Source organism: Branchiibius sp. NY16-3462-2 (assembly GCF_001594145.1).
Taxonomy (GTDB): Bacteria; Actinomycetota; Actinomycetes; order Actinomycetales; family Dermatophilaceae; genus Branchiibius.
In genome coordinates this window covers 413,924-436,074 of record NZ_LVCF01000001.1, presented here as the reverse complement: position 1 = coordinate 436,074, position 22,151 = coordinate 413,924, and the positions used below count along the sequence as shown (strand labels likewise).

At 67.8% G+C, this 22,151-nt stretch carries 25 protein-coding genes; 24 read left to right on the top strand and 1 reads right to left on the bottom strand.

Going from position 1 to position 22,151, the window contains the following annotated elements; all coding sequences use genetic code 11:
- Positions 1-24: 24 nt before the first annotated feature.
- On the bottom strand, positions 25-1,317 hold the full coding sequence (mdo, locus tag AZH51_RS02115; RefSeq protein ID WP_291520822.1) for an NDMA-dependent methanol dehydrogenase: 1,293 nt from the start codon (positions 1,315-1,317) through the stop codon (positions 25-27).
- 305 nt (positions 1,318-1,622) lie between these two features.
- Between mdo and mftA the strand changes: the two genes are divergently transcribed.
- The 24 genes from mftA to rpsQ all read left to right on the top strand — a co-directional run bounded on the left by mftA (position 1,623) and on the right by rpsQ (position 22,130).
- Positions 1,623-1,736: a mycofactocin precursor MftA gene (gene mftA / locus AZH51_RS02110; RefSeq protein WP_291520820.1), complete on the top strand. Its 114-nt coding sequence runs from the start codon at positions 1,623-1,625 to the stop codon at positions 1,734-1,736.
- Complete coding sequence (mftB, locus tag AZH51_RS02105; protein WP_291520818.1) at positions 1,721-2,005, top strand: mycofactocin biosynthesis chaperone MftB; 285 nt, start codon at positions 1,721-1,723, stop codon at positions 2,003-2,005. Before mftA ends, mftB begins: the two co-directional genes overlap by 16 nt.
- A complete protein-coding gene (gene mftC, locus AZH51_RS02100; RefSeq protein ID WP_291520815.1) occupies positions 2,002-3,216 on the top strand; it encodes a mycofactocin radical SAM maturase in 1,215 nt (404 codons plus the stop codon). The genes mftB and mftC overlap by 4 nt, the downstream gene beginning before the upstream one ends.
- A complete protein-coding gene (mftE, locus tag AZH51_RS02095) occupies positions 3,216-3,962 on the top strand; it encodes a mycofactocin biosynthesis peptidyl-dipeptidase MftE (protein ID WP_291521313.1) in 747 nt (248 codons plus the stop codon). Before mftC ends, mftE begins: the two co-directional genes overlap by 1 nt.
- Positions 3,959-4,738, top strand: coding sequence for a mycofactocin-coupled SDR family oxidoreductase (locus AZH51_RS02090; RefSeq protein WP_291520813.1), 780 nt, complete (start codon positions 3,959-3,961; stop codon positions 4,736-4,738). The genes mftE and AZH51_RS02090 overlap by 4 nt, the downstream gene beginning before the upstream one ends.
- A gap of 5 nt (positions 4,739-4,743) precedes the next feature.
- Positions 4,744-6,201, top strand: a complete 1,458-nt coding sequence (gene mftF / locus AZH51_RS02085; RefSeq protein ID WP_291521311.1) for a mycofactocin biosynthesis glycosyltransferase MftF — start codon at positions 4,744-4,746, stop codon at positions 6,199-6,201.
- Positions 6,201-7,439: a pre-mycofactocin synthase MftD gene (mftD, locus tag AZH51_RS02080; protein WP_291520810.1), complete on the top strand. Its 1,239-nt coding sequence runs from the start codon at positions 6,201-6,203 to the stop codon at positions 7,437-7,439. Before mftF ends, mftD begins: the two co-directional genes overlap by 1 nt.
- 89 nt (positions 7,440-7,528) lie before the next feature.
- Positions 7,529-8,815 (top strand): aminotransferase class I/II-fold pyridoxal phosphate-dependent enzyme, encoded by a 1,287-nt coding sequence (locus AZH51_RS02075; protein WP_291520808.1) that lies wholly within the window; start codon positions 7,529-7,531, stop codon positions 8,813-8,815.
- Positions 8,816-8,817: 2 nt separating this feature from the next.
- Positions 8,818-9,648: a pyruvate, water dikinase regulatory protein gene (locus AZH51_RS02070; RefSeq protein WP_291520806.1), complete on the top strand. Its 831-nt coding sequence runs from the start codon at positions 8,818-8,820 to the stop codon at positions 9,646-9,648.
- 88 nt (positions 9,649-9,736) lie between these two features.
- A complete protein-coding gene (gene ppsA / locus AZH51_RS02065) occupies positions 9,737-12,106 on the top strand; it encodes a phosphoenolpyruvate synthase (protein WP_291520804.1) in 2,370 nt (789 codons plus the stop codon).
- The gene (locus tag AZH51_RS02060) at positions 12,107-13,750 is read left to right on the top strand and encodes a hypothetical protein (protein ID WP_291520802.1); all 1,644 of its coding nucleotides are present in this window, start codon (positions 12,107-12,109) and stop codon (positions 13,748-13,750) included. It abuts the gene before it with no gap.
- A gap of 77 nt (positions 13,751-13,827) precedes the next feature.
- Positions 13,828-15,414, top strand: coding sequence for a hypothetical protein (locus AZH51_RS02055; RefSeq protein WP_291520800.1), 1,587 nt, complete (start codon positions 13,828-13,830; stop codon positions 15,412-15,414).
- A 663-nt stretch (positions 15,415-16,077) separates the two neighbouring features.
- Positions 16,078-16,347 carry a DUF559 domain-containing protein gene (locus AZH51_RS02050; RefSeq protein WP_291520798.1) on the top strand — a complete coding sequence of 90 codons (270 nt, stop codon included), beginning with the start codon at positions 16,078-16,080 and terminating at the stop codon, positions 16,345-16,347.
- 433 nt (positions 16,348-16,780) lie between these two features.
- Positions 16,781-17,089: a 30S ribosomal protein S10 gene (gene rpsJ, locus AZH51_RS02045; protein WP_006946210.1), complete on the top strand. Its 309-nt coding sequence runs from the start codon at positions 16,781-16,783 to the stop codon at positions 17,087-17,089.
- Positions 17,090-17,105: 16 nt separating this feature from the next.
- The gene (gene rplC / locus AZH51_RS02040) at positions 17,106-17,759 is read left to right on the top strand and encodes a 50S ribosomal protein L3 (RefSeq protein WP_291520771.1); all 654 of its coding nucleotides are present in this window, start codon (positions 17,106-17,108) and stop codon (positions 17,757-17,759) included.
- A 5-nt stretch (positions 17,760-17,764) separates the two neighbouring features.
- Positions 17,765-18,436, top strand: a complete 672-nt coding sequence (gene rplD / locus AZH51_RS02035) for a 50S ribosomal protein L4 (protein ID WP_291520769.1) — start codon at positions 17,765-17,767, stop codon at positions 18,434-18,436.
- Complete coding sequence (gene rplW, locus AZH51_RS02030) at positions 18,433-18,738, top strand: 50S ribosomal protein L23 (protein ID WP_291520767.1); 306 nt, start codon at positions 18,433-18,435, stop codon at positions 18,736-18,738. Before rplD ends, rplW begins: the two co-directional genes overlap by 4 nt.
- 24 nt (positions 18,739-18,762) lie before the next feature.
- Positions 18,763-19,599, top strand: coding sequence for a 50S ribosomal protein L2 (rplB, locus tag AZH51_RS02025; protein WP_291520765.1), 837 nt, complete (start codon positions 18,763-18,765; stop codon positions 19,597-19,599).
- A gap of 3 nt (positions 19,600-19,602) precedes the next feature.
- Complete coding sequence (gene rpsS / locus AZH51_RS02020; RefSeq protein ID WP_291520763.1) at positions 19,603-19,884, top strand: 30S ribosomal protein S19; 282 nt, start codon at positions 19,603-19,605, stop codon at positions 19,882-19,884.
- A gap of 61 nt (positions 19,885-19,945) precedes the next feature.
- On the top strand, positions 19,946-20,314 hold the full coding sequence (gene rplV / locus AZH51_RS02015) for a 50S ribosomal protein L22 (RefSeq protein WP_291521309.1): 369 nt from the start codon (positions 19,946-19,948) through the stop codon (positions 20,312-20,314).
- Positions 20,314-21,174: a 30S ribosomal protein S3 gene (rpsC, locus tag AZH51_RS02010; RefSeq protein ID WP_291520762.1), complete on the top strand. Its 861-nt coding sequence runs from the start codon at positions 20,314-20,316 to the stop codon at positions 21,172-21,174. The genes rplV and rpsC overlap by 1 nt, the downstream gene beginning before the upstream one ends.
- Positions 21,174-21,593 carry a 50S ribosomal protein L16 gene (gene rplP / locus AZH51_RS02005; RefSeq protein WP_291520761.1) on the top strand — a complete coding sequence of 140 codons (420 nt, stop codon included), beginning with the start codon at positions 21,174-21,176 and terminating at the stop codon, positions 21,591-21,593. The genes rpsC and rplP overlap by 1 nt, the downstream gene beginning before the upstream one ends.
- Positions 21,593-21,841, top strand: a complete 249-nt coding sequence (rpmC, locus tag AZH51_RS02000) for a 50S ribosomal protein L29 (protein WP_291520759.1) — start codon at positions 21,593-21,595, stop codon at positions 21,839-21,841. Before rplP ends, rpmC begins: the two co-directional genes overlap by 1 nt.
- A 1-nt stretch (position 21,842) precedes the next feature.
- On the top strand, positions 21,843-22,130 hold the full coding sequence (gene rpsQ / locus AZH51_RS01995; protein ID WP_291520757.1) for a 30S ribosomal protein S17: 288 nt from the start codon (positions 21,843-21,845) through the stop codon (positions 22,128-22,130).
- Positions 22,131-22,151: the final 21 nt, after the last annotated feature.

Genomic DNA, 22,151 nt, shown 5'->3' with positions numbered 1-22,151 from the left:
CGAACGTCGGCCCACCGCGGGATCTCACGTGAGCAGGTCGTCCAGATCACCGTTCATGCAGTGATCCACGACGGGCCGCACCGTGTCGAAGGTGCACTCGCGGGCGTTGCCCGGCGTACATGCGTCGCCCAGGACGTGGTTGGTGATGCGGTCCACGTCCGCGGCGTCGCCCTTGATCACCGGAGCGTTCTCGTAGAACTTCGTGGGGCCTTTGCCCAACCGGTTCTTGGAGTAGCTCAACTCCGTGACGTCGGTGAACTTCTCGGTGATGTTCACGTCCCGCAGCAGCCGGATCGCGGCAGCAAGGGCGGCGTCGGCGGCCTGCACGTCGGTCATCCCGTGGGTGTCCACGCCCATGGCCGGTGCCAACTCGGCGTACCGCTTGAAGTTGGCGGACATGTTGAACGCCCAGACCCGGGGCAGCGCTATCGCGTTGTTCAGGCCGTGGTGGGTGTCGTAGAACGCGCTCACCGCGTGCGAGATGGAGTGGATGATGCCCAAGCCGCCGGAGTTGAACGCCTGGGCCGCGATGTACTGCGCGTACATCATGCCCTCGCGGCCGGCCAGGTCCTGACCGTTCCAGGTGGCGGCGCGCAGGTTGTCGTTGGTGAGCTTGACGGCGTAGAGCGCGTTGCCCAGCGACGGTGCGAAGTTCAACCGGGACACGTAGGGCTCACTGGCGTGCGCGAGCACGTCGAAGCCGCACTGGGCGGTGTAGTCGATCGGGCAGTCGTAGTAGAGCACCGGGTCGTCGATCGCCAGCGAGGTCACCGACGCGTCGTCGAACGCGACGTACTTGTGCGGGTTGTCCGGGTCAGTGGTCGTGTCGGTGATGACGTACGCCCAGGAGGTCTCCGAACCCGTTCCTGCAGTGGTGGATACGGCGATGTGCGGTGGGTTCTTCGGGTTCTCGGACATGTTGAAGCCCTCGAACTCGTTGACGTTGCGTCCGTCGTGCGCGACCGAGATGCGGGCGCCTTTGCACGCGTCGTGCGACGAGCCGCCGCCGATGGAGACGAACGAGTCGCACTTGTTCTCCTGGTAGAGCGCGACGGCGTCCATGACGTTGTAGTCCTTGGGGTTGGACTCCACCTTGTCGTAGACCACGACCTCGAGGCCGTGATACTTCATCGACTCCACGATCTTGTGGACGATGTCGGTGCCGCGCAGACCCGAGGTCATGACCAGGGTCTTCTTGAAGCCGAGCTTGAGGGCCTCCGGGCCGATCAGCTCATGCGAACCCGGACCCATGAGGGCGCGGGGGAAGGGGTGGAACTCCTTGATGGGGAACGGTTTGAGCAGTTCTTCGACCTGCACCGTGGGCCTCCTCGTCGAGACGGGCATTCGTCCGTAGTGGATGGTGACAACTCCGCACGCTAGGTAGCCGTGGCCGGGGTGGAACAGACCAGGATGCAAAGACCCTCCGGGCATGCGGGTGATACCTGCCCGGGTGCGGCGCCCCTACCTGTCCGTTCGGGTAGGTGGCGTGCGACAAGGTCGCGGATGGCGCTGTGCCACAGCCGGTTTCCTCTACGAACGGGTAGGTGGAACTGGCCTGCCAGCCGGTGCCGAGCGGCGTGCGTGCTGCCTAGCGTGAGAGCACCCAAGGAAAGGACGCCATCATGGCTGAGCTGGACCCGACCGAAGTGCCGGAGACCCCGGTGAACGTCCAGGAGGACGTCGAGGACGCGTTGATCGAGGACGTTTCCATCGACGGAATGTGCGGCGTGTACTGATGCTGCACGAGCGCTGGCGTCTGAGCGCCACGGTGGCCCTGCGGCCCGAACCCTTCGGGGCACTGGCCTACGACTTCACCACGCGGCGGCTCAGCTTCCTCAAGACACCGCAGCTGGTGCGTGTCGTCCGTGCGCTCGACGCCAGCGCTGACGTCCAGGCCGCGCTGGAGAGCGCAAGCGTTCCGCCCGAGCAGTGGGACCTGTACCTGACTGCGCTGCGCCGCCTCGCCGGTAGCGGCATGTTGACCTCCGAAGGAGTCGCCGCATGACCATCCTCGAATCTCCTCCCGCACCCGGCCGGTTGGTCGATCAGTTCGAACACGGGCTGGACGCCCCGATCTGCCTGACCTGGGAACTGACCTACGCCTGCAACCTGGCGTGCGTGCACTGCCTGTCCTCCTCCGGTCGCCGCGACCCCCGCGAGCTCACGACCGACGAATGCCTGCGCCTGATCGATGAGTTCCAGCGGATGCAGATCTTCTACGTCAACATCGGTGGTGGAGAACCCACCGTGCGTTCCGACTTCTGGCAGATCGTCGAGTACGCCGTGAACCACCAGGTCGGAGTCAAGTTCTCCACCAACGGTTTTCGCATCGACGCGGCCCGCGCGAAGTGGATCGCCTCGACGGGCTACCTGGATGTGCAGATCTCCCTCGACGGCGCCACCGCCGAGGTCAACGACGCCGTCCGGGGCCGCGGCACCTACGACAAGGCGCTCGAGGCTCTCGGCCACCTGGCCGACGCCGGCATGAAGGACACCAAGATCTCCGTGGTCTGCACCCGGCACAACATCGGGCAGCTGGACACCTTCAAGGCACTGGCCGATCGGTACGGCGCCCAGTTGCGCCTGACCCGGCTGCGCCCCGCCGGCCGCGGCGCCGACACGTGGGGCGAACTGCACCCGCTGCCGGAGCAGCAGCGCGAGCTTTACGACTGGTTGGTCGCCAACGGTGAGAACGTGCTCACCGGGGACTCGTTCTTCCATTTGTCGGCGTACGGCGAGGCGTTGCCCGGTCTGAATCTGTGTGGCGCCGGCCGCGTGGTGTGTCTGGTGGATCCCGTGGGGGAGGTCTACGCGTGCCCGTTCGCCATCCACGACCGGTTCAAGGCCGGCAGTATCCGGGACGCGGGTTTCGCTGCGGTGTGGCAGGATTCGGCACTCTTCAAGCAGTTGCGTGAACCCCAGAGCGGTGGTGCGTGCACCATGTGCTCGGCGTACGACTCCTGCCGGGGTGGCTGCATGGCCGCGAAGTTCTTCACCGGTCTGCCGTTGGACGGCCCGGACCCGGAGTGCGTCAAGGGCAACGGTGCCATTCCGCTGCAGGGCGTGGACCCGGCCAACCGGCCCTCCCCGTCGCAGGATCACTCGCACTCCGGCCCGGTGCGCAACCAACCGGTGCCGTTGACCCTGCAGCGCCGTCCGCCGTCCCGCTCGTGCGATGAGAACCCGCTGGCCGGAATGGGCAGCGTCCAGCGGTGATGCCTGGCTCCGCCGTGCCGTCGTTGTGCGTCGCGCACTCACCCGAGGTCACCGCACAGGGTGCCCCGATGCTGCTGGTCCCTGTCGGATCGGTCGAGCAGCACGGCCCGCACCTGCCGTTGGGCACCGACGGGGTCATCGCCCAGGCGGTGACCGCGCGGGTCGCCGCGGCGCTGCAGGCAGAGGGTCGGCCGGTGAGTGTCGCCCCCGCGGTCGCGTACGGCGCGTCAGGGGAGCACGAGGGTTTCGACGGCACGGTCTCGATCGGCCAGGATGCGTTATCCCTGCTGCTGCTCGAGCTGGGCCGATCCGCCTGCCGGTGGGCGGGTTCGGTGATCTTCGTGAACGCGCACGGCGGCAACGGCGTTCCGATCGTCCGCGCGGTGGAGCGGTTGCGGTACGAGGGCCGGGCCGTGGCGTGGGTGCCGGTGGTTCTCCCGCACGCGGATGCCCACGCCGGCCGGGCCGAGACCAGCATGATGCTTGCGTTGCAACCGGGCGCGGTGCGGATGGACCTCGCGACACCGGGTGTCCTCACCCCGGTGGCCGAGCTGATGGACCGGCTGCGGGCCGGCGGGTTGAAGGCCGTGACCCCGTCAGGTGTGCTCGGTGACCCGGTCGGAGCGAGTGGCGAGGAAGGCGTCGCCCTGCTGGGCGCTGCCGTCGCCGACGTCCTGGAGCGCGTACGCCGACCTGACGTTGACGAGCACGGCCAGTTGCGGGCGTGTCCGGTAGGTGTGTCGTGACGACGGCGGTCGTGACCGGAGCCGCCCGCGGTCTCGGTGCCGCAGTGACCCGGCGACTAGTGGACCGCGGACTGCATGTCGTTGCCGTCGACGCAGCTGAACACGTCGTGGCACCGGTCGACTACCCCAGAGCATCACCGGCGGATCTGATGGCACTGCAACAGGTTTCGCAGGACGTCAGCATCGCGCAGATCGATGCCGCGCAGCAGGGGGAGTTGCACGACATCGTCGAGAGGGCGGTCGGCCAGCACGGACCGCTGGTCGCCGTGGTCGCTGCGGCAGCGACGATCGAAGGCGGCCAGCCGCTCTGGGAGACCGATCCCGAGGTTCTGGAGCGGCTGTGGCACAACGATGTTCGCACCGTATGGGCCACAGCTGCCGTGACCGTGCCACACCTGCTGGCCGCCGCCCAGGAGGGTCACGACGCTGCGTTCGTGGCCATCGCGTCCGCGGCGGCCCATCGCGGCTTGTGGCACCTGTCGGCCTACTGCACGGTCAAGCACGCGGTGCTCGGCCTGGTGCGAGGGCTGGCCGCTGATCTGAAAGGGACCGGAGTCACCGCGGTCGCCGTGTCGCCCGGCTCGATGGACACCCGCATGCTGGCCGAGACCGCGCGGATCTACGGGCTGCCCGACACATCCCCGCTGGCCGAGGCGCAGACCACCGGCGCCGCCCTGACCCCCGAAGAGGTCGCCGCCCTGGTGGAGACCGCCTGCTTCAGCGGGCCTGCCCTGCACGGCAGTGTCCTGCACGCCGATGGGGGGTTCACCCTGTGAGCGTCATGACCGCGCAGGCCGTGCGACCCGGGCCGCCACCCCTTGGCATGCGGGTGACCCTCGCCGAGTCCGTCGTCCGGTGTGCCGACGGACAGGTCCTCTTCGATACGGCGTCCGGTGTCCAGATCCGCCTGCGGCCCAAAGCGGTCCAGATCCTCGGCGACAATCGCGACCTGGTGGTGAGCGACCCGGCCGGCGCACGGTTGGCCCGCCTACTCCTCGACCGTGGCCTGGCTGATCCGGTCTGGGGTGACGAGACCGGCGCCGCACCGACCGACGTCACCGTGGTGATCCCGGTCCGCGACCGTGCCGAGCAGGTGCGACGGTTGGTCGCGACACTGCCGCCGCAGGTGCCGGTGGTGATCGTGGACGACGGCTCGCTCGATCCGCAGTCGCTGACCAACCTCGGCAGGACCGTCGTCCGCCACGAGACCTCCCGCGGACCGGCCGCCGCACGCAACACCGGATTAGCCCACGTGGCAACGGATTACGTGTGCTTCCTCGACTCGGATGTCACCGTGGAAGAAGGCACGCTGACCCGGTTGCGGCGCGAGTTCCTGGACCCGGCGGTCGCCATCGCCGGACCCCGCATCCTCGGTCTGCCGCTCGGGCCGGAGGCGGGACGTATCGCGCGCTACGAGGCCGCTCGTTCCTCGCTGGACCTGGGCAAGCGGGCCGGCCGGGTCGCCCCGGCAACCCGGGTGTCTTATCTGCCCAGTGCGGCGTTGATGGCCCGCGTCGCCGCCCTCGACAGCGGGTTCGACGAGGACATGCAGGTGGCTGAAGACGTCGATCTGGTCTGGCGGGTGGTCGCCGCCGGCTGGACCGTTCGGTATGTCCCGCAGAGCACGGTCCGGCACGACCACCGCGTCGGTGCGGCGGCCTGGCTGGAACGGAAAGCCTTCTACGGCAGTGGTGCTGAACCGTTGACCCGCCGCCACGGTGACCTGGTGGCGCCGCTTCGTCTCGACCCGCTGTGTGCGGTGGCGGTAGCCGCCCTGGCCAGCCAACGCCGCTGGTCGGTGCCCATTGCTGCCGTCGCCGCCGGAAGTCACCTGGCCCTGATGGCCAGCCGCACCGGGCCGCCACAACAACGGCTGCCCACGGGCAGCACCCTCACCGCGATGACGTTGGTCGCCACCGGATGGCAACTGACCTCGGCGATCACCCGGCATCACTGGCCGGTGGCAGCCCTGGCCGCGTTGACGTCCCGGCGTGCGCGGCGCGTGGTCGCCGTCGCCGCCGTCGCGGAGGGGATCGCCGACTACCGGCGGGTGCGTCCGGAGCTGGACCCCGCGACGTACCTGCTGCTGCACCGCGCGGACGACCTGGCCTACGGCTTGGGCGTCTGGGCCGGTGCCGTGCGCGGCCGGTCCATCCGACCGCTGCTTCCCGCGTGGACCCGGCCGTGGCGCCGGGGGACCGCGCAACCCACCCACGACCCAGCACAAGGAGAAAACTGATGGCACACAGGTGGTTTGAGACGGTCGCGGTCGCACAAGAGCGTGCGAAGCGGCGCCTGCCGTCCTCGGTCTACAAGGCCCTGCTCGCCGGCTCGGAGAAGGGCACGACGTACGCCGACAACACCGCAGCGTTCGCGGAACTCGGCTTCGCCCCGCACGTCGTCGGCTCCACCCCTGAGCGCAGCCTGGCCACGAGCTTCCTCGGTCAGCCCGCCGCGATGCCCGTGATGATCTCCCCGACCGGAGTGCAGGCGGTCCATCCCGACGGTGAGGTGGCGGTGGCCCGCGCCGCCGCAGCGCGGGGAATCCCTATGGGGCTCAGTTCTTTTGCCAGCAAGCCGATCGAGGAGGTCGCTGCTGCCAACTCCCAGACGTTCTTCCAGATGTACTGGATGGGCAGCCGCGAGCAGATGGCGCGGCGGATGGCCCGGGCCCGGGAGGCCGGTGCGGTCGGACTGATCGCGACCACCGACTGGTCCTTCTCCAACGGTCGCGACTGGGGCAGCCCGATCATTCCGCAGTCGATGGATCTCAAGACGATCGTCACCCGCTCACCGGAGGCGTTGATGCGGCCCAAGTGGTTCCTGGAGTTCGCCAGGACCGGGCGGCCACCGCAGTTGCAGGCGCCGAACCTCAACGAGCCGGGACAACCGGCACCCGGCTTCTTCGAGGCGTACTACGAGTGGATGCAGACGCCGCCGCCCACCTGGGAGGACATCGCCTGGATGAAGCAGGAGTGGGGCGGCACCTTCCTGCTCAAGGGCGTCTGCCGGGTCGACGACGCACTGCGCGCGGTCGATGCGGGCGTCGACGGCATCTCGGTGTCCAACCACGGCGGCAACAACCTCGACGGGACCCCCGCCAGCATCCGCTGCCTGCCCGCCGTGGCCGACGCCGTCGGCGACCAGATCGATGTCCTGCTCGACGGTGGTGTCCGCCGGGGCAGCGACGTCGCCAAGGCAGTCGCGCTGGGGGCCAAGGCGGTCCTGATCGGCCGGGCCTACCTGTGGGGCCTGGCCGCGGGCGGCCAACCCGGTGTCGAGAACGTGCTGGACGTGCTCAACGGTGGTCTCGACTCCGCGCTGCGTGGTCTGGGGAAGGCCAGTGTGCAGGACCTGGCGCCCAGCGACGTGTTGGTGCCGGACGGATTCACCCGGGCCCTCGGCGTACCTGCGGTCATCCAGGAGGCCCCGGCGCAGGTCGAGCACCGGGTCGCCCAGGCGGTCGCTGCCGGGTGAGGTGCGTCCGCAGTGCGAACGCACCTGCGGGTGGGGTTGTCCGGCCTGGAAAGATGGGCGGGCAGCAGTTCGACGCGAAGGAGCCTCCCGTGGCCGGGCCCACCCTGTCCCATTCCGACATCGCACCGCCGCCGGAGGATCCGGCCGCGTTCCTGGCTGCCCAACGATCGGCGTACGACGATCTGGTGGCCCAGGGTCTGAAGTTCGACCTGACCCGGGGCAAGCCCGGTCCTGAGCAGCTGGACCTGTCCGAAGCGCTGCTCACCCTGCCGACCACCCACACCTCCGGTGGGGTCGACGTGCGCAACTACGGCGGCCTGGAGGGTCTGCTCGGTCTGCGGGAGCTGTTCGCCGGACTGCTCGGTGTGCAGGTCAGCCAGCTCGTCGCGCAGGGCAACGCCAGCCTCACCCTGATGAAGGACGTGCTGGTCGACTGCATGCTCAAGGGCCCGGTCGACGGGACACCGTGGAAGGACCAGGGGCCGATCAAGTTCATCTGCCCGGTGCCCGGCTACGACCGGCACCACGCGCTGCTGGAGTGGCTCGGCATCGAGATGATCCCGGTCCCGATGGAGGCCGACGGTCCCGACGTGGCCGCTGTGGAGGCGCTGGTCAAGGACGACCCGAGCATCAAGGGCATGTGGTTGGTGCCGACCTACGCCAACCCCTCCGGCTCGGTCACCGAAGCCGACAAGGCCGCGCGGCTCGCGGCGATGCCTACTGCTGCAGCCGATTTCAAGATCCTGTGGGACAACGCCTACGGCTTGCACCACCTCACCGAGGTCGAGACCAAGACCGCCGACATCATCTCCCTGGCTGCCGCGAACGGTCACCCCGACCGCCCGATCATGTTCGCCTCGACCTCGAAGATCACCTTCGCCGGTGCCGGCGTCTCCTTCCTGGCCGCCAGCGAGTCGAACGTGAAGTGGTTCCTCAAGCACCTGGGGATGGGCTCGATCGGCCCGGACAAGGTCAACCACCTGCGGCACCTGGAGTTCTTCAAGGACGCCGACGGGGTGCGCGCGCACATGCGCAAGCACGCGGAGATCATCAAGCCGAAATTCGATGCGGTGCAGGAAGTGCTGTCGACCCGGCTGGGTGCCTACCCGCACATCGCCACCTGGACCGAACCGATCGGCGGCTACTTCGTCAGCCTCGACGTCCTGCCCGGCACCGCCTCGCGGGTCGTGCAGTTGGCCAAGGAGGCCGGCGTCGCGCTGACCCCGGCCGGTGCATCGTTCCCCTACGGTGACGACCCGCAGGACACCAACATCCGCCTGGCGCCGACCTTCCCCTCGCTGGAGGAGGTGCGGGTCGCGATGGAAGCGGTCGCGACCTGCGTACTGCTTGCTGCTGCTGAGAAACTCGCGGGCTGAGCATGCAGGCGCCCGCTGCTGCGATCCCGGTCTTCTTCCTGGCCGGCGGCACCGGGATCTCGGCGGAGACGCTGGGCAACATGATCCTGCAGCAGTTCCCCGAGGTGGAGTTCACGCGGCACAAGTACCCGTTCATCACCACGGTCGAGCAGGCCCTGAAGGTCGTCGAGGTGATGGACGCCGCGTGCACCGACGAGGTGCAGGCGCTCGCGTTCTCCACGGTGGCGCCGGACGACGTACGCAACGCCCTGGGGACCACGCGGGCGGCCATGATCGACATGTTCGGCTCCCACCTGGACACCGTCGAGCGCCTGCTGCACGTACAGGCCGCACGCGCCTCCGGGAGCGCGCACGGTCTGGGAGACATCGGGCGCTACGACGCCCGGATGAAGGCGGTCGAGTTCGCCATCGAGCACGACGACGGTCAGAGCCTGCGACACCTGGCCAAAGCCGATCTGATCCTGACCGCGCCATCGCGCTGCGGTAAGACCCCGACCACGATGTACCTCGCCCTGACCCACGGTCTGCTGGTCGCCAACTACCCGTTGGTGGACGAGGATTTCGAGTCCACGTCGCTGCCCCGCCCGATCGCGCCGTACCGGGACAAGTTGTTCGGCCTGCTGTCCACGCCGACCCGGTTGTCCCAGGTCCGCAGCGAGCGGCGGCCGGGCAGTAAGTACGCCTCCTTGGCGCAGTGCAGTTGGGAGTTGCGCAGCGCCGAAGCGCTCTTCCGGCAGCAACGCATCCCCTACGTGGACTCCTCGACGATGTCGGTCGAGGAGATTGCCGCCGTGATCCAACAACAACGGGCAGGAGGCCCGCGTCCAGGCTGAGCGGCTGCTCTAGGATCCGCACTCAAGGCCCGTCATCACCATCCGTCTTCGCCGGCCGGCGAGAAGTACAACCAGTAAGGGTTTAACGATGAGCAACATCGAGTGGTTCAAGGACCTCGGCCTCGCCGACGTGGAGACGGTGGGCGGCAAGAACGCCTCCCTGGGTGAGATGGTGCAGCACCTGTCCAAGGCGGGGGTGTCGGTGCCGAACGGCTTCGCCACGACCGCCGAGGCCTACCGGCGCTTCCTGGACGAGTCGGGCCTGACCGAATCGATCAACTCCCGGCTGGCCGCGCTGGACGTCGATGACGTCCAGGAGTTGGCGCGGGTCGGCGCCGCGATCCGGCAGGAGGTGGAGGACCGCCCGTTCCCGGCCGACCTGGAGGCAGACATCCGGGCGGCGTACGACGAGTTGACCGCTGACGCTCCCGACGCCACCTGGGCGGTGCGCTCGTCCGCGACGGCTGAAGACCTGCCGGATGCTTCGTTTGCCGGCCAGCAGGAGACCTTCCTGAACATCAGCGGCATCGACAACATCCTGCACGCGATCAAGCTGGTCTTCGCCTCCCTCTACAACGACCGGGCCATCGCCTACCGCGTGCATTCGAACTTCGACCACTCAGCGGTCGCCCTGTCGGCCGGCATCCAGCGGATGGTCCGCTCGGACATCGGCGCCTCGGGCGTGATGTTCACGATGGATACCGAATCCGGCTTCGACGATGCCGTCTTCATCACCTCGGCCTTCGGTCTGGGCGAGGGCGTCGTGCAGGGTGCGGTCAACCCCGACGAGTTCTACGTCTACAAGCCCGCTCTGCGCGCCGGCCGGCCCGCGATCCTCAAGCGCGGCGTCGGTGCCAAGGCCACCAAGATGGTCTACACCGGATCCGCGGTGGTGGGGGAGACCACCGAGTTCGTACCCGTCGACGTCGCCGAGGCAGCACGGCTGTCCCTCACCGACGACGAGGTCACCGAGCTCGCGACGCACGCCCTCAAGATCGAGGAGCACTACGGCCGCCCGATGGACATCGAGTGGGGCCGCGACGGTGTCGACGGCAAGCTCTACATCCTGCAGGCCCGCCCCGAGACCGTGAAGTCGCGCCAGAGCGGCTCGACGCTGCAGCGGTTCGTGCTCAAAGCGCGCGGACCGGTGCTGAGCGAGGGCCGCGCGATCGGGCAGAAAGTCGGGTCGGGCGCCGTACGCAAAATGACGACGCTGGACACGATGCACGAGTTCAAGCCCGGCGAGGTCCTGGTCGCCGACATGACCGACCCGGACTGGGAGCCGATCATGAAGCGCGCCAGCGCGATCGTCACCAACCGCGGCGGGCGCACGTGTCACGCGGCGATCATCGCCCGTGAGCTGGGCATCCCGGCCGTGGTCGGCACCGGCGACGCGACCTCGGCGCTCGCCGACGGCGCCGAGGTGACCGTGTCCTGCGCCGAGGGGGACACCGGCTTCGTGTACGACGGGTCGCTGGATTTCGAGGTCCAGGAGACGGCGCTGGACGAGATGCCCGAGATCCCGGTGAAGCTGATGATGAACGTCGGCACCCCGGAGCAGGCGTTCGAGTTCAGCCGGCTGCCCAACAAGGGGATCGGGCTGGCCCGGCTGGAGTTCATCATCAACCGGCAGATCGGTATCCACCCGCGGGCGCTGCTGGAGCTGGACGACCAAGAGCCGGGCATCAAGGCGGAGATCGAGGCGTTGATCAGCGCGTACGACTCGCCGCGGGAGTTCTTCGTCAAGCGGGTCGCCGAGGGAGTCGCTACTCTCGCAGCGGCTTTCGCGCCCGAGCCGGTCATCGTGCGGATGTCGGACTTCAAGTCCAACGAGTACGCCGGGATGCTCGGCGGGCAGCGTTACGAGCCGCACGAGGAGAACCCGATGATCGGCTACCGCGGTGCGTCGCGGTACCTCTCGCCGGACTTCGAAGAGTGCTTCGCGATGGAGTGCGAGGCGCTGCGCTTCGTGCGTGAGGACATGGGCCTGACCAACGTCAAGGTGATGATCCCGTTCGTGCGGACCCTCGCCGAGGCCGAGGGCGTCATCTCGCTGCTGGGCAAGTACGGCCTGAAGCGCGGGGAGAACGACCTGCAGGTCGTGATGATGTGCGAGGTCCCGTCCAATGCGGTGATCGCCGACCAGTTCCTGGAGCACTTCGACGGCTTCTCGATCGGGTCCAACGACATGACCCAACTGACCCTTGGTCTGGACCGTGACTCCGGTCTGGTCGCTGCGGGCTTCGACGAGCGGGACCCTGCGGTCAAGGAAATGCTGACGATGGCGATCGCGGCGTGCCGCAAGCAGGGCAAGTACGTCGGCATCTGCGGCCAAGGGCCCTCGGACCACCCGGACCTGGCCGACTGGTTGCTGGAGCAGGGCATCGAGTCGATGTCGCTGAACCCGGACACCGTGGTGGAGACCTGGTTGCGGTTGGCCAAGAAGGCGAACGCCTGAGTGGTCTACTGCACCGCGTGCGGTGACACCAACTGGGCAGATCAGCGGTACTGCCCGACGTGTGGCCGCGACCTGCATCCCGAGCGGGCGACCTCGCCCGAGCCGCAACCCGCTCAGCCGCTCCCCGATCAGGTGGGGTACGACGAGCAGCCGGCGATCGACGTACCCGCGCCTGATCCTGCCCCGGCTCCCGTCCGGTCGGGGTGGCGCCGATGGCGTTGGCCGGCCGCCGCGCTGGCCGTTGCACTGGTGGCCGCCGGCGGGACAGCAGCGGTGTGGCCCCGGGGGCAGGCGCCTGCTACGGGCCAGTCGGACCCGACGGCTATGTCGGTCGATCTGGGCGCTCATCCCAAGCTGGCCTGGAAGCACGACCTGACCCAGTGGGCGCCGGGATGCACCGGGACGGACGTGACCTCCAGGGATTACTGCGAGGCCGAGACTGTCGCAGTGAGCGAGAAGTATCTGGTCGTGCAGGTGAAGCCCACCAAGGGTGTCGAGGAGTTGATCGGCGTCAATCTGCAGACCGGTGCCTTCGCCTGGCGTCACGAGTTGCCCGCTGGCACCTTGTCGACCTGCCGGTCCGATGACGACGACCTGTGGTGCATCGCCGTGACCGGTTCGCCGCAGCCCCCGCCGACCGACGCCGATGACGCCCAGTCCACTGAGGCCGCCGGGCCGGCCCAGATTCTGGCCATAGACACCGACACCGGGAAGGCCAAGGGCTCCTCGGCGCTGGGCTCCAGTGGCCTGCACGATTTTCTGGCCGTTGGCTCCGATTTCGTGCTCGTGTCCAGCCAGTCGAGTGACGCCAGCCCGGACAGTCAGGACGGTCAGGCCGCGACCACCGTTCCGATGGACGTGCGCAGGTTCGACGCGAAGGCGGACGGCGCGTGGCAGCAAACACTGCCCAAAGGCGTGACCAACGCCGGCTACGGCGCGCCGGTCCTGGAGGTGGGCGGCGTCGACTACGTCGGGTATCTCACCGACGCCAAGGACCAGGGCATCGGCTTCGACGCGGCCGACGGTTCGGTGAAGAAGCTGGCCGCAGGAGCCGCTGTTGCGATCTACCGCGGGCAGCTGGTGACCCTGCGGGGGCAGGACCACTACGCGATCAATGGCCACGCTCTGCAGGGCGGCGCGGGCATACCCATCGCCACCGACAACGCTGCGCAAGCGCCGCTGATCACCCTGCCGGACGACGCCGCCAACAACGACGGTGTCAACGGGGACTCGACTCAACTGCACGAGAGCGACCCGCCGTACAAGATCTCCCGCACCGTGCCCGGCGTCGCGCGCGCGTTCTGCGGCGGGCGGTTGTTCACCGAGACGTCCGCACCGATTACCGACACCAGTGACAATTCCCCGGACACTCAGACCGCCACGTTGCGGGCGATCGACCCGGCAACCGGTCATGTCGACTGGCACTCCGAGACGCAGGACGGCGAATTCGTGATCTGCTCCGGCACGAACGTCGCTGTGAGCCGGTCGGGGGGCATTGCCGGGCTCGCGATCAGTAGCGGCAAGAAGCAGTGGTCGGTCGCTGTCCCTGCTGCACTGATGTTCGGGGGTTGGACCAAGTCCGGCGTACTGCTTCAGAGCTACGACGGCCCGTCGGCTCGTTCCTTCGCATATCTGTCGCGCTGACCCGGTGCGGATTAGCGCGGTTGTCGATAACCCGGAGCTGGTGTTTGCGAGTGGCCACGAAAGCTAACGTCTGATCCGTGTACTGCACGGCATGTGGCGACACCAACTGGGCGGACCTGCGGTACTGCCCCTCGTGTGGCCGCGACATCCATCCTGAGCGGGAGGCGCTGCCGTCGCCACGAGCCGGTCAGGTACTACCGGGTCAGGTGGGGTACGCCGAGGAGCTCGCGATCGACGTACCTGCGCCTGACCCCGTTCCTCCTCGGCGGCGCCGGGGGCTGATGCTCGCAGCCGCCGCCCTCGCTGTCCTGCTGGTCGGCAGCGGACTCGCCTGGTGGCGGACTTCGGCCGGAGGCGACAGCAATGGTGATCCGGCCTTCGCGGTCTCGTTCAGCGGCACGCCGAGCGTGCGGTGGCAGCACACACTGAAGGACTGGGCTCCGGAGCTCAATTGCTCAACCGCCAGTGGCGCAGATGACGTTGATGGTGCTGGGTGTAGTGCAAGTGTGGTCACCACTTCTGACCGATTCGTCATCGTGCAGGGTTCGCACGGCATGGACCGCAACCTGTTGCTCGCCGTCGATAAGGCCAGCGGCGCCGTGGCCTGGAAGCGACCCCTGCCCTCAGGAGTTGATGTCTCCTGCGCCGGGGACGACTCGCGAGTCTGGTGCTTGCTCAACCCGCGGTCTGCGTATGCCGACTACACCGCGGACCCGGGGGAACCCGCGCGGCTGATGGTCTCCGCGACCGGCGGCGCTGATGAGGGAAACACCAAGCTGGGCACCGGTGACCACGTGCTCGTGGGAGCCAGCGACGGAGCCGCATTCGTTGGTGCGCAGGACCTCGCCAAGGAAGCGGAAGGCGCACAGAAAGCCGCGCCGTTCACGCTGATCAAGTTCGACGGCGCTGGGAAGCAGCAGTGGAGTACGGCGGTGCCCGGGGGAATCGCTGATAGCGCGGCGGCCGGCCCTGTCCTGCGCGACGGCGATGTCGACTATCTCTTGCAGGGCGCCACCGCGGACGGCGGGGGTTTGGGATTCCTGGACGGCGACGGTGCCTTCCAGCGGATTGCCGGAGGGGGCGTCGAGGGCGTGTTCCGGGGCGCGCCGGTCAGCCGCCCGAAAACGGGTGGGACCTGGATCGGCGGTCAGCAGATCAGCAACGACGATCCCGTGCTCCCGTACTGGCGGGACAGCAACGACTTCCCACTGATCACCGCCGACAGCGGCCGTGGGGGCGAATCGGCGATGGCCCGGGTCCGCTCGGACGCGCCGCCGTACGCTGTGCAACGCACGGTCACCGGCGTGCCTCTGGCCTACTGCGGCGGTGCCCTGATCGTGCTGGGCGACCCTGATCCTGGGTTGGGGGGAGTCGCCTTGCGATCGGTGGACCCCCGGACCGGACACGTGAACTGGGCTGTCACCGTGCCTGATCCGGCCGAGTTCGTCATCTGCGGCTCCGGACAGATTCTGGTAGGCGGCGCTGAGATCAACAATGACGCAGCCGGTGGGATCAGCGGCTACGCGGCAGGCACGGGTAAGCGGCTGTGGACATCGCACCTTCCCGCGCAGTCAATGTTGGCCAACGTGGATCGCCACAGCCTCGTGTTTGCGCAGATGGGTACGGGGGACGAGTCGCTGCAGCAGATCGCGTTGGTCAGCTGATCGCTCGTCTGTTGTCCACAGATGTTGGCGGGCGGCGTCGGAGGCTCCGTGACTCGGCCACGCTGACCGGATGGACGTGATCTCGCGACAGAAGGCGCAGTTGCGCGGCGTGAGCGAACGGGATCTGCAGCGCCTGGTGGCCGAAGGCTCGTGGACCAAGTTGCGTCGCGGCTGGTACCTGATGCGAGGCGTCGCGGACGAGCAGGACCGGCATCGGCAGTTGATGCACACCTTCCTGGCTGAGCACGCGGGCACGGCAGTCGCCGGATACGTGTCCGCGGCGGTCCATCACGGGCTTGCGTTGTATCGCCCAGATCTCTCGACCGTGCATCTGTGCCGGCTTGGTAGCGGGCGGTCCAAGCGGGTCCCCGGGTTGCACCTCCATCCGGCACTGCGCGGCCATCCGCCACTGGACGGCGTCGAACACATCGCCACCACAGTTGTGCAGCTGACGTCGGTCGATCTAGAGGCAGGACTGGTGGCCGCCGACGACGCGCTGCACCGACGGCTGATCACAGCGGCCGACCTGGACACAGCGTCCCTGGGTCGCCAGTTCTCGCTGGGCGCGCAACGGGTGCGGCAGCTGGTGACCAGGGCCGATGCCGACCACGAGTCTGCGGGGAGACGCTGTCCGCACTGCGATTGGGCGAGGCTGGTATCGCGGTGGTCGCGCAGTTCGTCGTGCCCGGGACAGCGCGGTGGACTCGCGACGGCAAGGGATACCGCACCGATTTCCGCGTCGTCGGCACCCGGGTGCTGGTGGAGTTCGACGGGGCCACGAAGTACGACGAGCCCGGCGCTCTCTGGCGCGAGAAACTGCGGGAGGACCGGATCCGCTCTCTCGGGTGGATCGTCGTGCGCCTGACCTGGTCGGATCTGTTCCACGGGCGGGCGGCGGCGAAGGTCCGGGCTGCGCTGGCGATGGCTTCTTAGATTTGCGCGGCTTATCGACAGACGCGCGGCTTACAACCCGCGCGCCTGTCGATAACCCGCGCAAATGCCCTGTGAGCACGCTCCCTCGCCGCCGATTTGGCCGGGTCGCGCCCTCTCTGGCACACTAGAACGGTTGCTTGACGCGCGCCCATGTGCCGTCCCGGGCTGAGAAGACCGGGGAAGTACGACGAGCGCCGCCTCATCGCGAGCAGGAGCTGGACCTGGTTCTCCCACGGGAGACGAGCAGGGCCGCACAGCAGTGATGGGAAGCGTAAGCAGGTCGATCCGGTAGGAACGACCGCCCCACCCATGGGAAATGTGAGTGGTTGTGCCACGGGCACAGCGCGACACGCCCGACCGCGGGGGGCGGACGAACCGGCGGGTCGATCACAACAGTTTTGTAGGTAACCCGGCGAGAGAGAGACGCACGCGAATGGCGGGACAAAAGATCCGCATCCGGCTGAAGTCGTACGACCACGAGGTCATCGACTCTTCCGCGCGCAAGATTGTGGACACCGTGACTCGTGCCGGTGCGACGGTGGTGGGCCCTGTGCCGCTGCCCACGGAGAAGAACGTTTTCTGCGTGATCCGTTCGCCGCACAAGTACAAGGACAGCCGCGAGCACTTCGAGATGCGCACGCACAAGCGGCTCATCGACATTGTTGACCCGACGCCGAAGGCCGTCGATTCGCTCATGCGTCTCGACCTTCCGGCGGACGTCAACATCGAGATCAAGCTCTGAGCGGGGGTAAGGACACATGACCACCACTGCTACCAAGACCATCAAGGGAGTGCTCGGCGAGAAGCTGGGTATGACCCAGGTCTGGGATGAGAATGGCCGCCTCGTGCCGGTCACCGTCATCCAGGCCGGTCCCTGCGTCGTCACCCAGGTGCGCGGCGAGGCTGACGGCTACGACGCCGTCCAGCTCGGCTGGGGTCAGATCGACCCGCGCAAGGTGACCAAGCCGCTCGTGGGCCACTTCGAGAAGGCCGGGGTCACCCCGCGCCGTCACCTGGTGGAGCTTCGCACCGCGGATGCCGCTGAGTACGAGCCCGGCCAGGAGATCACGGTCGAGGCTTTCGAGGCCGGCCAGAAGGTCGATATCGTCGGCCGCACCAAGGGCAAGGGCTTTGCCGGTGTGATGAAGCGCCACGGTTTCCACGGCGTCAGCTCCTCGCACGGTGCCCACAAGAACCACCGCAAGCCGGGTTCGATCGGTGGCTGCGCCACCCCGGGCCGCGTCTTCAAGGGGATGCGCATGGCCGGCCGCATGGGCGGCGTACGCCAGACCACCCAGAACCTCACGATCCACGCCGTCGATGCCGACAAGGGCCTGCTGCTGGTCAAGGGTGCCGTTCCCGGCGCTCGTGGCCGCGTGGTCCTCGTCAAGACGGCTGCCAAGGGAGCCTGAGTCTCATGACCACTATTACGATCACTGACCCCGCGGGGAAGCAGGCCGGCAGCATCGAGCTGCCCGCCGAGATCTTCGACGTGGCCACCAACGTGCCGCTGATCCACCAGGTCGTCGTCGCGCAGCTGGCCGCCGCCCGCCAGGGCACCCACTCCACCAAGACCCGCGGCGAAGTCCGCGGTGGTGGCCGCAAGCCCTACCGCCAGAAGGGCACCGGCCGCGCCCGCCAGGGTTCGACCCGTGCGCCGCAGTTCGCCGGCGGTGGCGTTGTGCACGGTCCGAAGCCGCGGGACTACTCGCAGCGGACCCCCAAGAAGATGAAGGCCGCCGCCCTGCGCGGGGCCCTCTCGGACCGCGCCCGTCACGGTCGCATCCACGTGCTCAGCTCGGTCGTCGCCGGGGACGCCCCCTCGACCCGCGCCGCTGCTGCGCTGCTGGGTGGGCTCACCGAGCGCAAGAACCTGCTGGTGGTGCTGGACCGCGGCAACGAGAACGCGCTGCTGTCCGTGCGCAACCTCGCCGACGTGCACGTGCTGTACGCCGACCAGCTGAACACCTACGACGTGCTGTGCGCTGACGACATCGTCTTCACGCAGGCCGCGCTCGAGGCTTTCCTGGGCAAGGGTGGCGAGCCGGTTGACACCGTCGCCGCAGACGAGAAGGAGAGCGCGAAGTGAGCACCAGCATCCAGCGCAAGGACCCCCGCGACATCCTGATCGCGCCGGTCGTGTCGGAGAAGTCGTACGCCCTGTTCGACCAGGGCAAGTACACCTTCATCGTCGACCCGAGCGCCAACAAGACGGAGATCAAGATCGCCGTCGAGCAGATCTGGGACGTCAAGGTCGACTCCGTGCACACCCTGAACCGTCAGGGCAAGACCCGCCGGACCCGCAACGGTGCCGGTAAGCGCAAGGACACCAAGCGCGCGATCGTGTCCCTCAAAGAGGGCGCCATCGACATCTTCGGCGAGATCAGCTGAAGCGACGAGGACTGAAGGACTGACATGGCAATCCGCAAGTACAAGCCGACGACCCCCGGTCGCCGTGGCTCGTCGGTGGCCGACTTCGCCGAGATTACGCGTACGACCCCCGAGAAGTCGCTGGTCAAGCCGCTGACGAAGACCGGTGGCCGCAACGCCTCGGGTCGGATCACCACCCGGCACATCGGTGGCGGTCACAAGCGCGCTTACCGCGTGATCGACTTCCGTCGCAACGACAAGGACGGCGTGCCGGCCAAGGTCGCTCACATCGAGTACGACCCGAACCGCACCGCGCGCATCGCGCTGCTGCACTACGCCGACGGCGAGAAGCGCTACATCATCGCGCCGAACAAGCTGCGCCAGGGCGACTTGATCGAGAACGGTCCGGCCGCCGACATCAAGCCCGGCAACAACCTGCCGCTGCGCAACATCCCGACCGGTACCGTCATCCACTGCATCGAGCTGCGGCCCGGTGGCGGCGCCAAGATCGCGCGTAGCGCCGGCAGCCGTGTGCAGCTGGTGGCCAAGGACGGCCCGTACGCCCAGCTGCGTATGCCGTCCGGTGAGATCCGCAACGTCGACGTGCGCTGCCGCGCCACCGTCGGCGAGGTGGGCAACGCCGAGCAGAGCAACATCAACTGGGGCAAGGCCGGCCGTATGCGGTGGAAGGGCAAGCGCCCGACCGTCCGTGGTGTCGCGATGAACCCGGTGGACCACCCGCACGGTGGTGGTGAGGGCAAGACCTCCGGTGGTCGCCACCCGGTCAGCCCCTGGGGACAGGCCGAGGGCCGTACCCGTCGTCAGAACAAGTCGAGCGACAAGCTCATCGTTCGTCGCCGTCGTACTGGAAAGAAGCGCTAAGCCATGCCCCGTAGTTTGAAGAAGGGCCCGTTCATCGACGACCACCTGGCCAAAAAGGTGGCGGCGCAGAACGAAGCGGGCACCAAGACCGTGATCAAGACCTGGTCCCGCCGGTCGATGATCACCCCCGACATGCTCGGCCACACGCTGGCCGTGCACGACGGCCGCAAGCACGTCCCGGTCTTTGTGACCGAGTCGATGGTCGGCCACAAGCTGGGTGAGTTCGCTCCCACTCGGACCTTCAAGGGTCACGAGAAGGACGACAAGAAGGGCCGCCGTCGCTGACGCGGCGGGGTAACGGAGCACCCAGATGAGTACTAAGACTGACGAGAGCAAAGGGACAGCGATGCAAGCCAAGGCGCAGGCACGCTACGTACGCGTGACGCCGACCAAGGCGCGGCGCGTGGTGGACCTCATCCGCGGCAAGCAGGCCACGGATGCCATCAACGTGCTCACCTTCGCGCCGCAGAGCGCGAGCGAGCCGGTGCTGAAGGTTCTGCGCAGCGCGATCGCGAACGCCCGGTTCGAGGCCGACAAGAACTCGACCGCGTTCGACGAGCGTGAGCTGGTGGTGACCGAGGCGTACGTCGATGAAGGTCCCACCATGAAGCGGTTCCGGCCGCGTGCCCAGGGTCGGGCCAGCCAGATCCTCAAGCGCACGAGCCACATCACCGTGTATGTCACCCAGCCCGAGAGCAAGGATGGAGGCCGCTGATGGGTCAGAAGGTCAACCCGAACGGTTTCCGTCTCGGTATCACCACCGAGCACAAGAGCCGCTGGTTCGCGGACAGCTCCAAGGTGGGTCAGCGCTACCGCGACTACGTCAAGGAAGACGTCGCGATCCGCAACCTCATGGCCAAGGGCATGGAGCGTGCCGGCATCTCCCGCGTGGAGATCGAGCGCACCCGTGACCGTGTCCGCGTCGACATCCACACCGCCCGTCCGGGCATCGTGATCGGTCGCCGCGGTGCCGAGGCCGACCGCCTGCGCAGCGAGCTGGAGAAGCTCACCGCCAAGCAGGTGCAGCTGAACATCCTCGAGGTCAAGAACCCCGAGGCTGACGCCCAGCTGGTCGCCCAGGGCATCGCCGAGCAGTTGTCGGCCCGTGTGAACTTCCGTCGTGCGATGCGCAAGGGCATGCAGTCCGCGCAGCGCGCCGGTGCCAAGGGCATCCGGGTGATGGTCTCCGGTCGTCTGAACGGCGCCGAGATGAGCCGCACCGAGTTCTACCGCGAGGGCCGCGTTCCGCTGCACACCCTGCGCGCCAACATCGACTACGGCTTCTACGAGGCGCGTACGACGTTCGGCCGCATCGGCGTGAAGGTCTGGATCTACAACGGCGACCTGACCGCCAAGGAACTGGCTCGTGAGCAGGCTGCTGCGCCGTCGCGTCCGGCCCGTGGCCGTCGTGACGACCGCCGCGATGACCGTCGTGACTCGCGTCGCCCGCGCCGCGAGGACGCGGAGCAGCCGCAGACCGTCGAGGCCGGTGTGGTCGAGAACGACCAGCAGCCGGCCCAGGAAGCCGTCGCGCAGGTCGCGACCGTTGAAACCGCCGAAGGAGGCGAAGCCTGATGCTGATCCCGCGTCGTGTGAAGCACCGCAAGCAGCACCACCCCGGCCGCAGCGGCGCCGCCAAGGGCGGCACCACCGTGGCGTTCGGTGACTACGGCATCCAGGCCCTGGAGCCGGCGTACGTCACCAACCGGCAGATCGAGTCCGCTCGTATCGCCATGACCCGCTACATGAAGCGTGGCGGAAAGGTCTGGATCAACATCTACCCGGACCGTCCGCTGACCAAGAAGCCCGCCGAGACCCGCATGGGTTCCGGTAAGGGTTCCCCGGAATGGTGGGTCGCCAACGTGAAGCCGGGTCGCGTGATGTTCGAAATCTCCGGTGTTGAGGAGGATGTGGCCCGCGAGGCGATGCGCCTGGCGATTCACAAGCTGCCGATGAAGTGCCGGTTCATCTCCCGTGAAGGCGGTGACTTCTGATGGCAGTAGGTAGCAAGGACCTGGCTCCGGCCAAGTTGCGCGAACTTGACGACGAGTCGTTGAAGTCGGAGTTGGCCAAGGCGAAGGTCGAGCTGTTCAACCTGCGCTTCCAGTCGGCTACCGGCCAGCTGGAGAACAACTCCCGGCTGCGCGCGGTCAAGAAAGACATCGCTCGGCTGTACACCGAGATGCGTGAGCGTGAGCTCGGCATCGGACGTGCACCCGAGTCCAGCAAGCAGGAGGGCTGACATGGCCGACACCCAGACGAACGCCCCGGAGACCGGTGCGCGTAACCACCGCAAGACCCGCCAGGGCTACGTGGTCAGCGACAAGATGGACAAGACCGTCGTGGTCGAGGTCGAGGACCGCAAGAAGCACGCCCTCTACGGCAAGGTCATGAAGCACACCAGCCGCCTGAAGGCGCACGACGAGAAGAACGAGTGCGGCGTGGGCGACCTGGTGCAGATCATGGAGACCCGTCCGCTGTCGGCGCAGAAGCGCTGGCGCGTGGTCGAGATCCTCGAGCGCGCCAAGTAATCAGCGCCTGACCCTCGGGTA

What these genes read in the sequence shown, in the direction of transcription:
- mftE (WP_291521313.1), top strand. Translation starts at nt 3,216, where the DNA reads ATGCCTGGCTCCGCCGTGCCGTCGTTGTGCGTCGCGCACTCACCCGAG.
- mftC (WP_291520815.1), top strand. Translation starts at nt 2,002, where the DNA reads ATGACCATCCTCGAATCTCCTCCCGCACCCGGCCGGTTGGTCGATCAG.
- rpsS (WP_291520763.1), top strand. Translation starts at nt 19,603, where the DNA reads ATGCCCCGTAGTTTGAAGAAGGGCCCGTTCATCGACGACCACCTGGCC.
- rpsC (WP_291520762.1), top strand. Translation starts at nt 20,314, where the DNA reads ATGGGTCAGAAGGTCAACCCGAACGGTTTCCGTCTCGGTATCACCACC.
- AZH51_RS02070 (WP_291520806.1), top strand. Translation starts at nt 8,818, where the DNA reads ATGCAGGCGCCCGCTGCTGCGATCCCGGTCTTCTTCCTGGCCGGCGGC.
- rplD (WP_291520769.1), top strand. Translation starts at nt 17,765, where the DNA reads ATGACCACTATTACGATCACTGACCCCGCGGGGAAGCAGGCCGGCAGC.
- rpmC (WP_291520759.1), top strand. Translation starts at nt 21,593, where the DNA reads ATGGCAGTAGGTAGCAAGGACCTGGCTCCGGCCAAGTTGCGCGAACTT.
- rplV (WP_291521309.1), top strand. Translation starts at nt 19,946, where the DNA reads ATGCAAGCCAAGGCGCAGGCACGCTACGTACGCGTGACGCCGACCAAG.
- mftD (WP_291520810.1), top strand. Translation starts at nt 6,201, where the DNA reads ATGGCACACAGGTGGTTTGAGACGGTCGCGGTCGCACAAGAGCGTGCG.
- rpsQ (WP_291520757.1), top strand. Translation starts at nt 21,843, where the DNA reads ATGGCCGACACCCAGACGAACGCCCCGGAGACCGGTGCGCGTAACCAC.
- ppsA (WP_291520804.1), top strand. Translation starts at nt 9,737, where the DNA reads ATGAGCAACATCGAGTGGTTCAAGGACCTCGGCCTCGCCGACGTGGAG.
- rplB (WP_291520765.1), top strand. Translation starts at nt 18,763, where the DNA reads ATGGCAATCCGCAAGTACAAGCCGACGACCCCCGGTCGCCGTGGCTCG.
- rpsJ (WP_006946210.1), top strand. Translation starts at nt 16,781, where the DNA reads ATGGCGGGACAAAAGATCCGCATCCGGCTGAAGTCGTACGACCACGAG.
- mftF (WP_291521311.1), top strand. Translation starts at nt 4,744, where the DNA reads ATGACCGCGCAGGCCGTGCGACCCGGGCCGCCACCCCTTGGCATGCGG.
- mftA (WP_291520820.1), top strand. Translation starts at nt 1,623, where the DNA reads ATGGCTGAGCTGGACCCGACCGAAGTGCCGGAGACCCCGGTGAACGTC.
- rplC (WP_291520771.1), top strand. Translation starts at nt 17,106, where the DNA reads ATGACCACCACTGCTACCAAGACCATCAAGGGAGTGCTCGGCGAGAAG.
- rplP (WP_291520761.1), top strand. Translation starts at nt 21,174, where the DNA reads ATGCTGATCCCGCGTCGTGTGAAGCACCGCAAGCAGCACCACCCCGGC.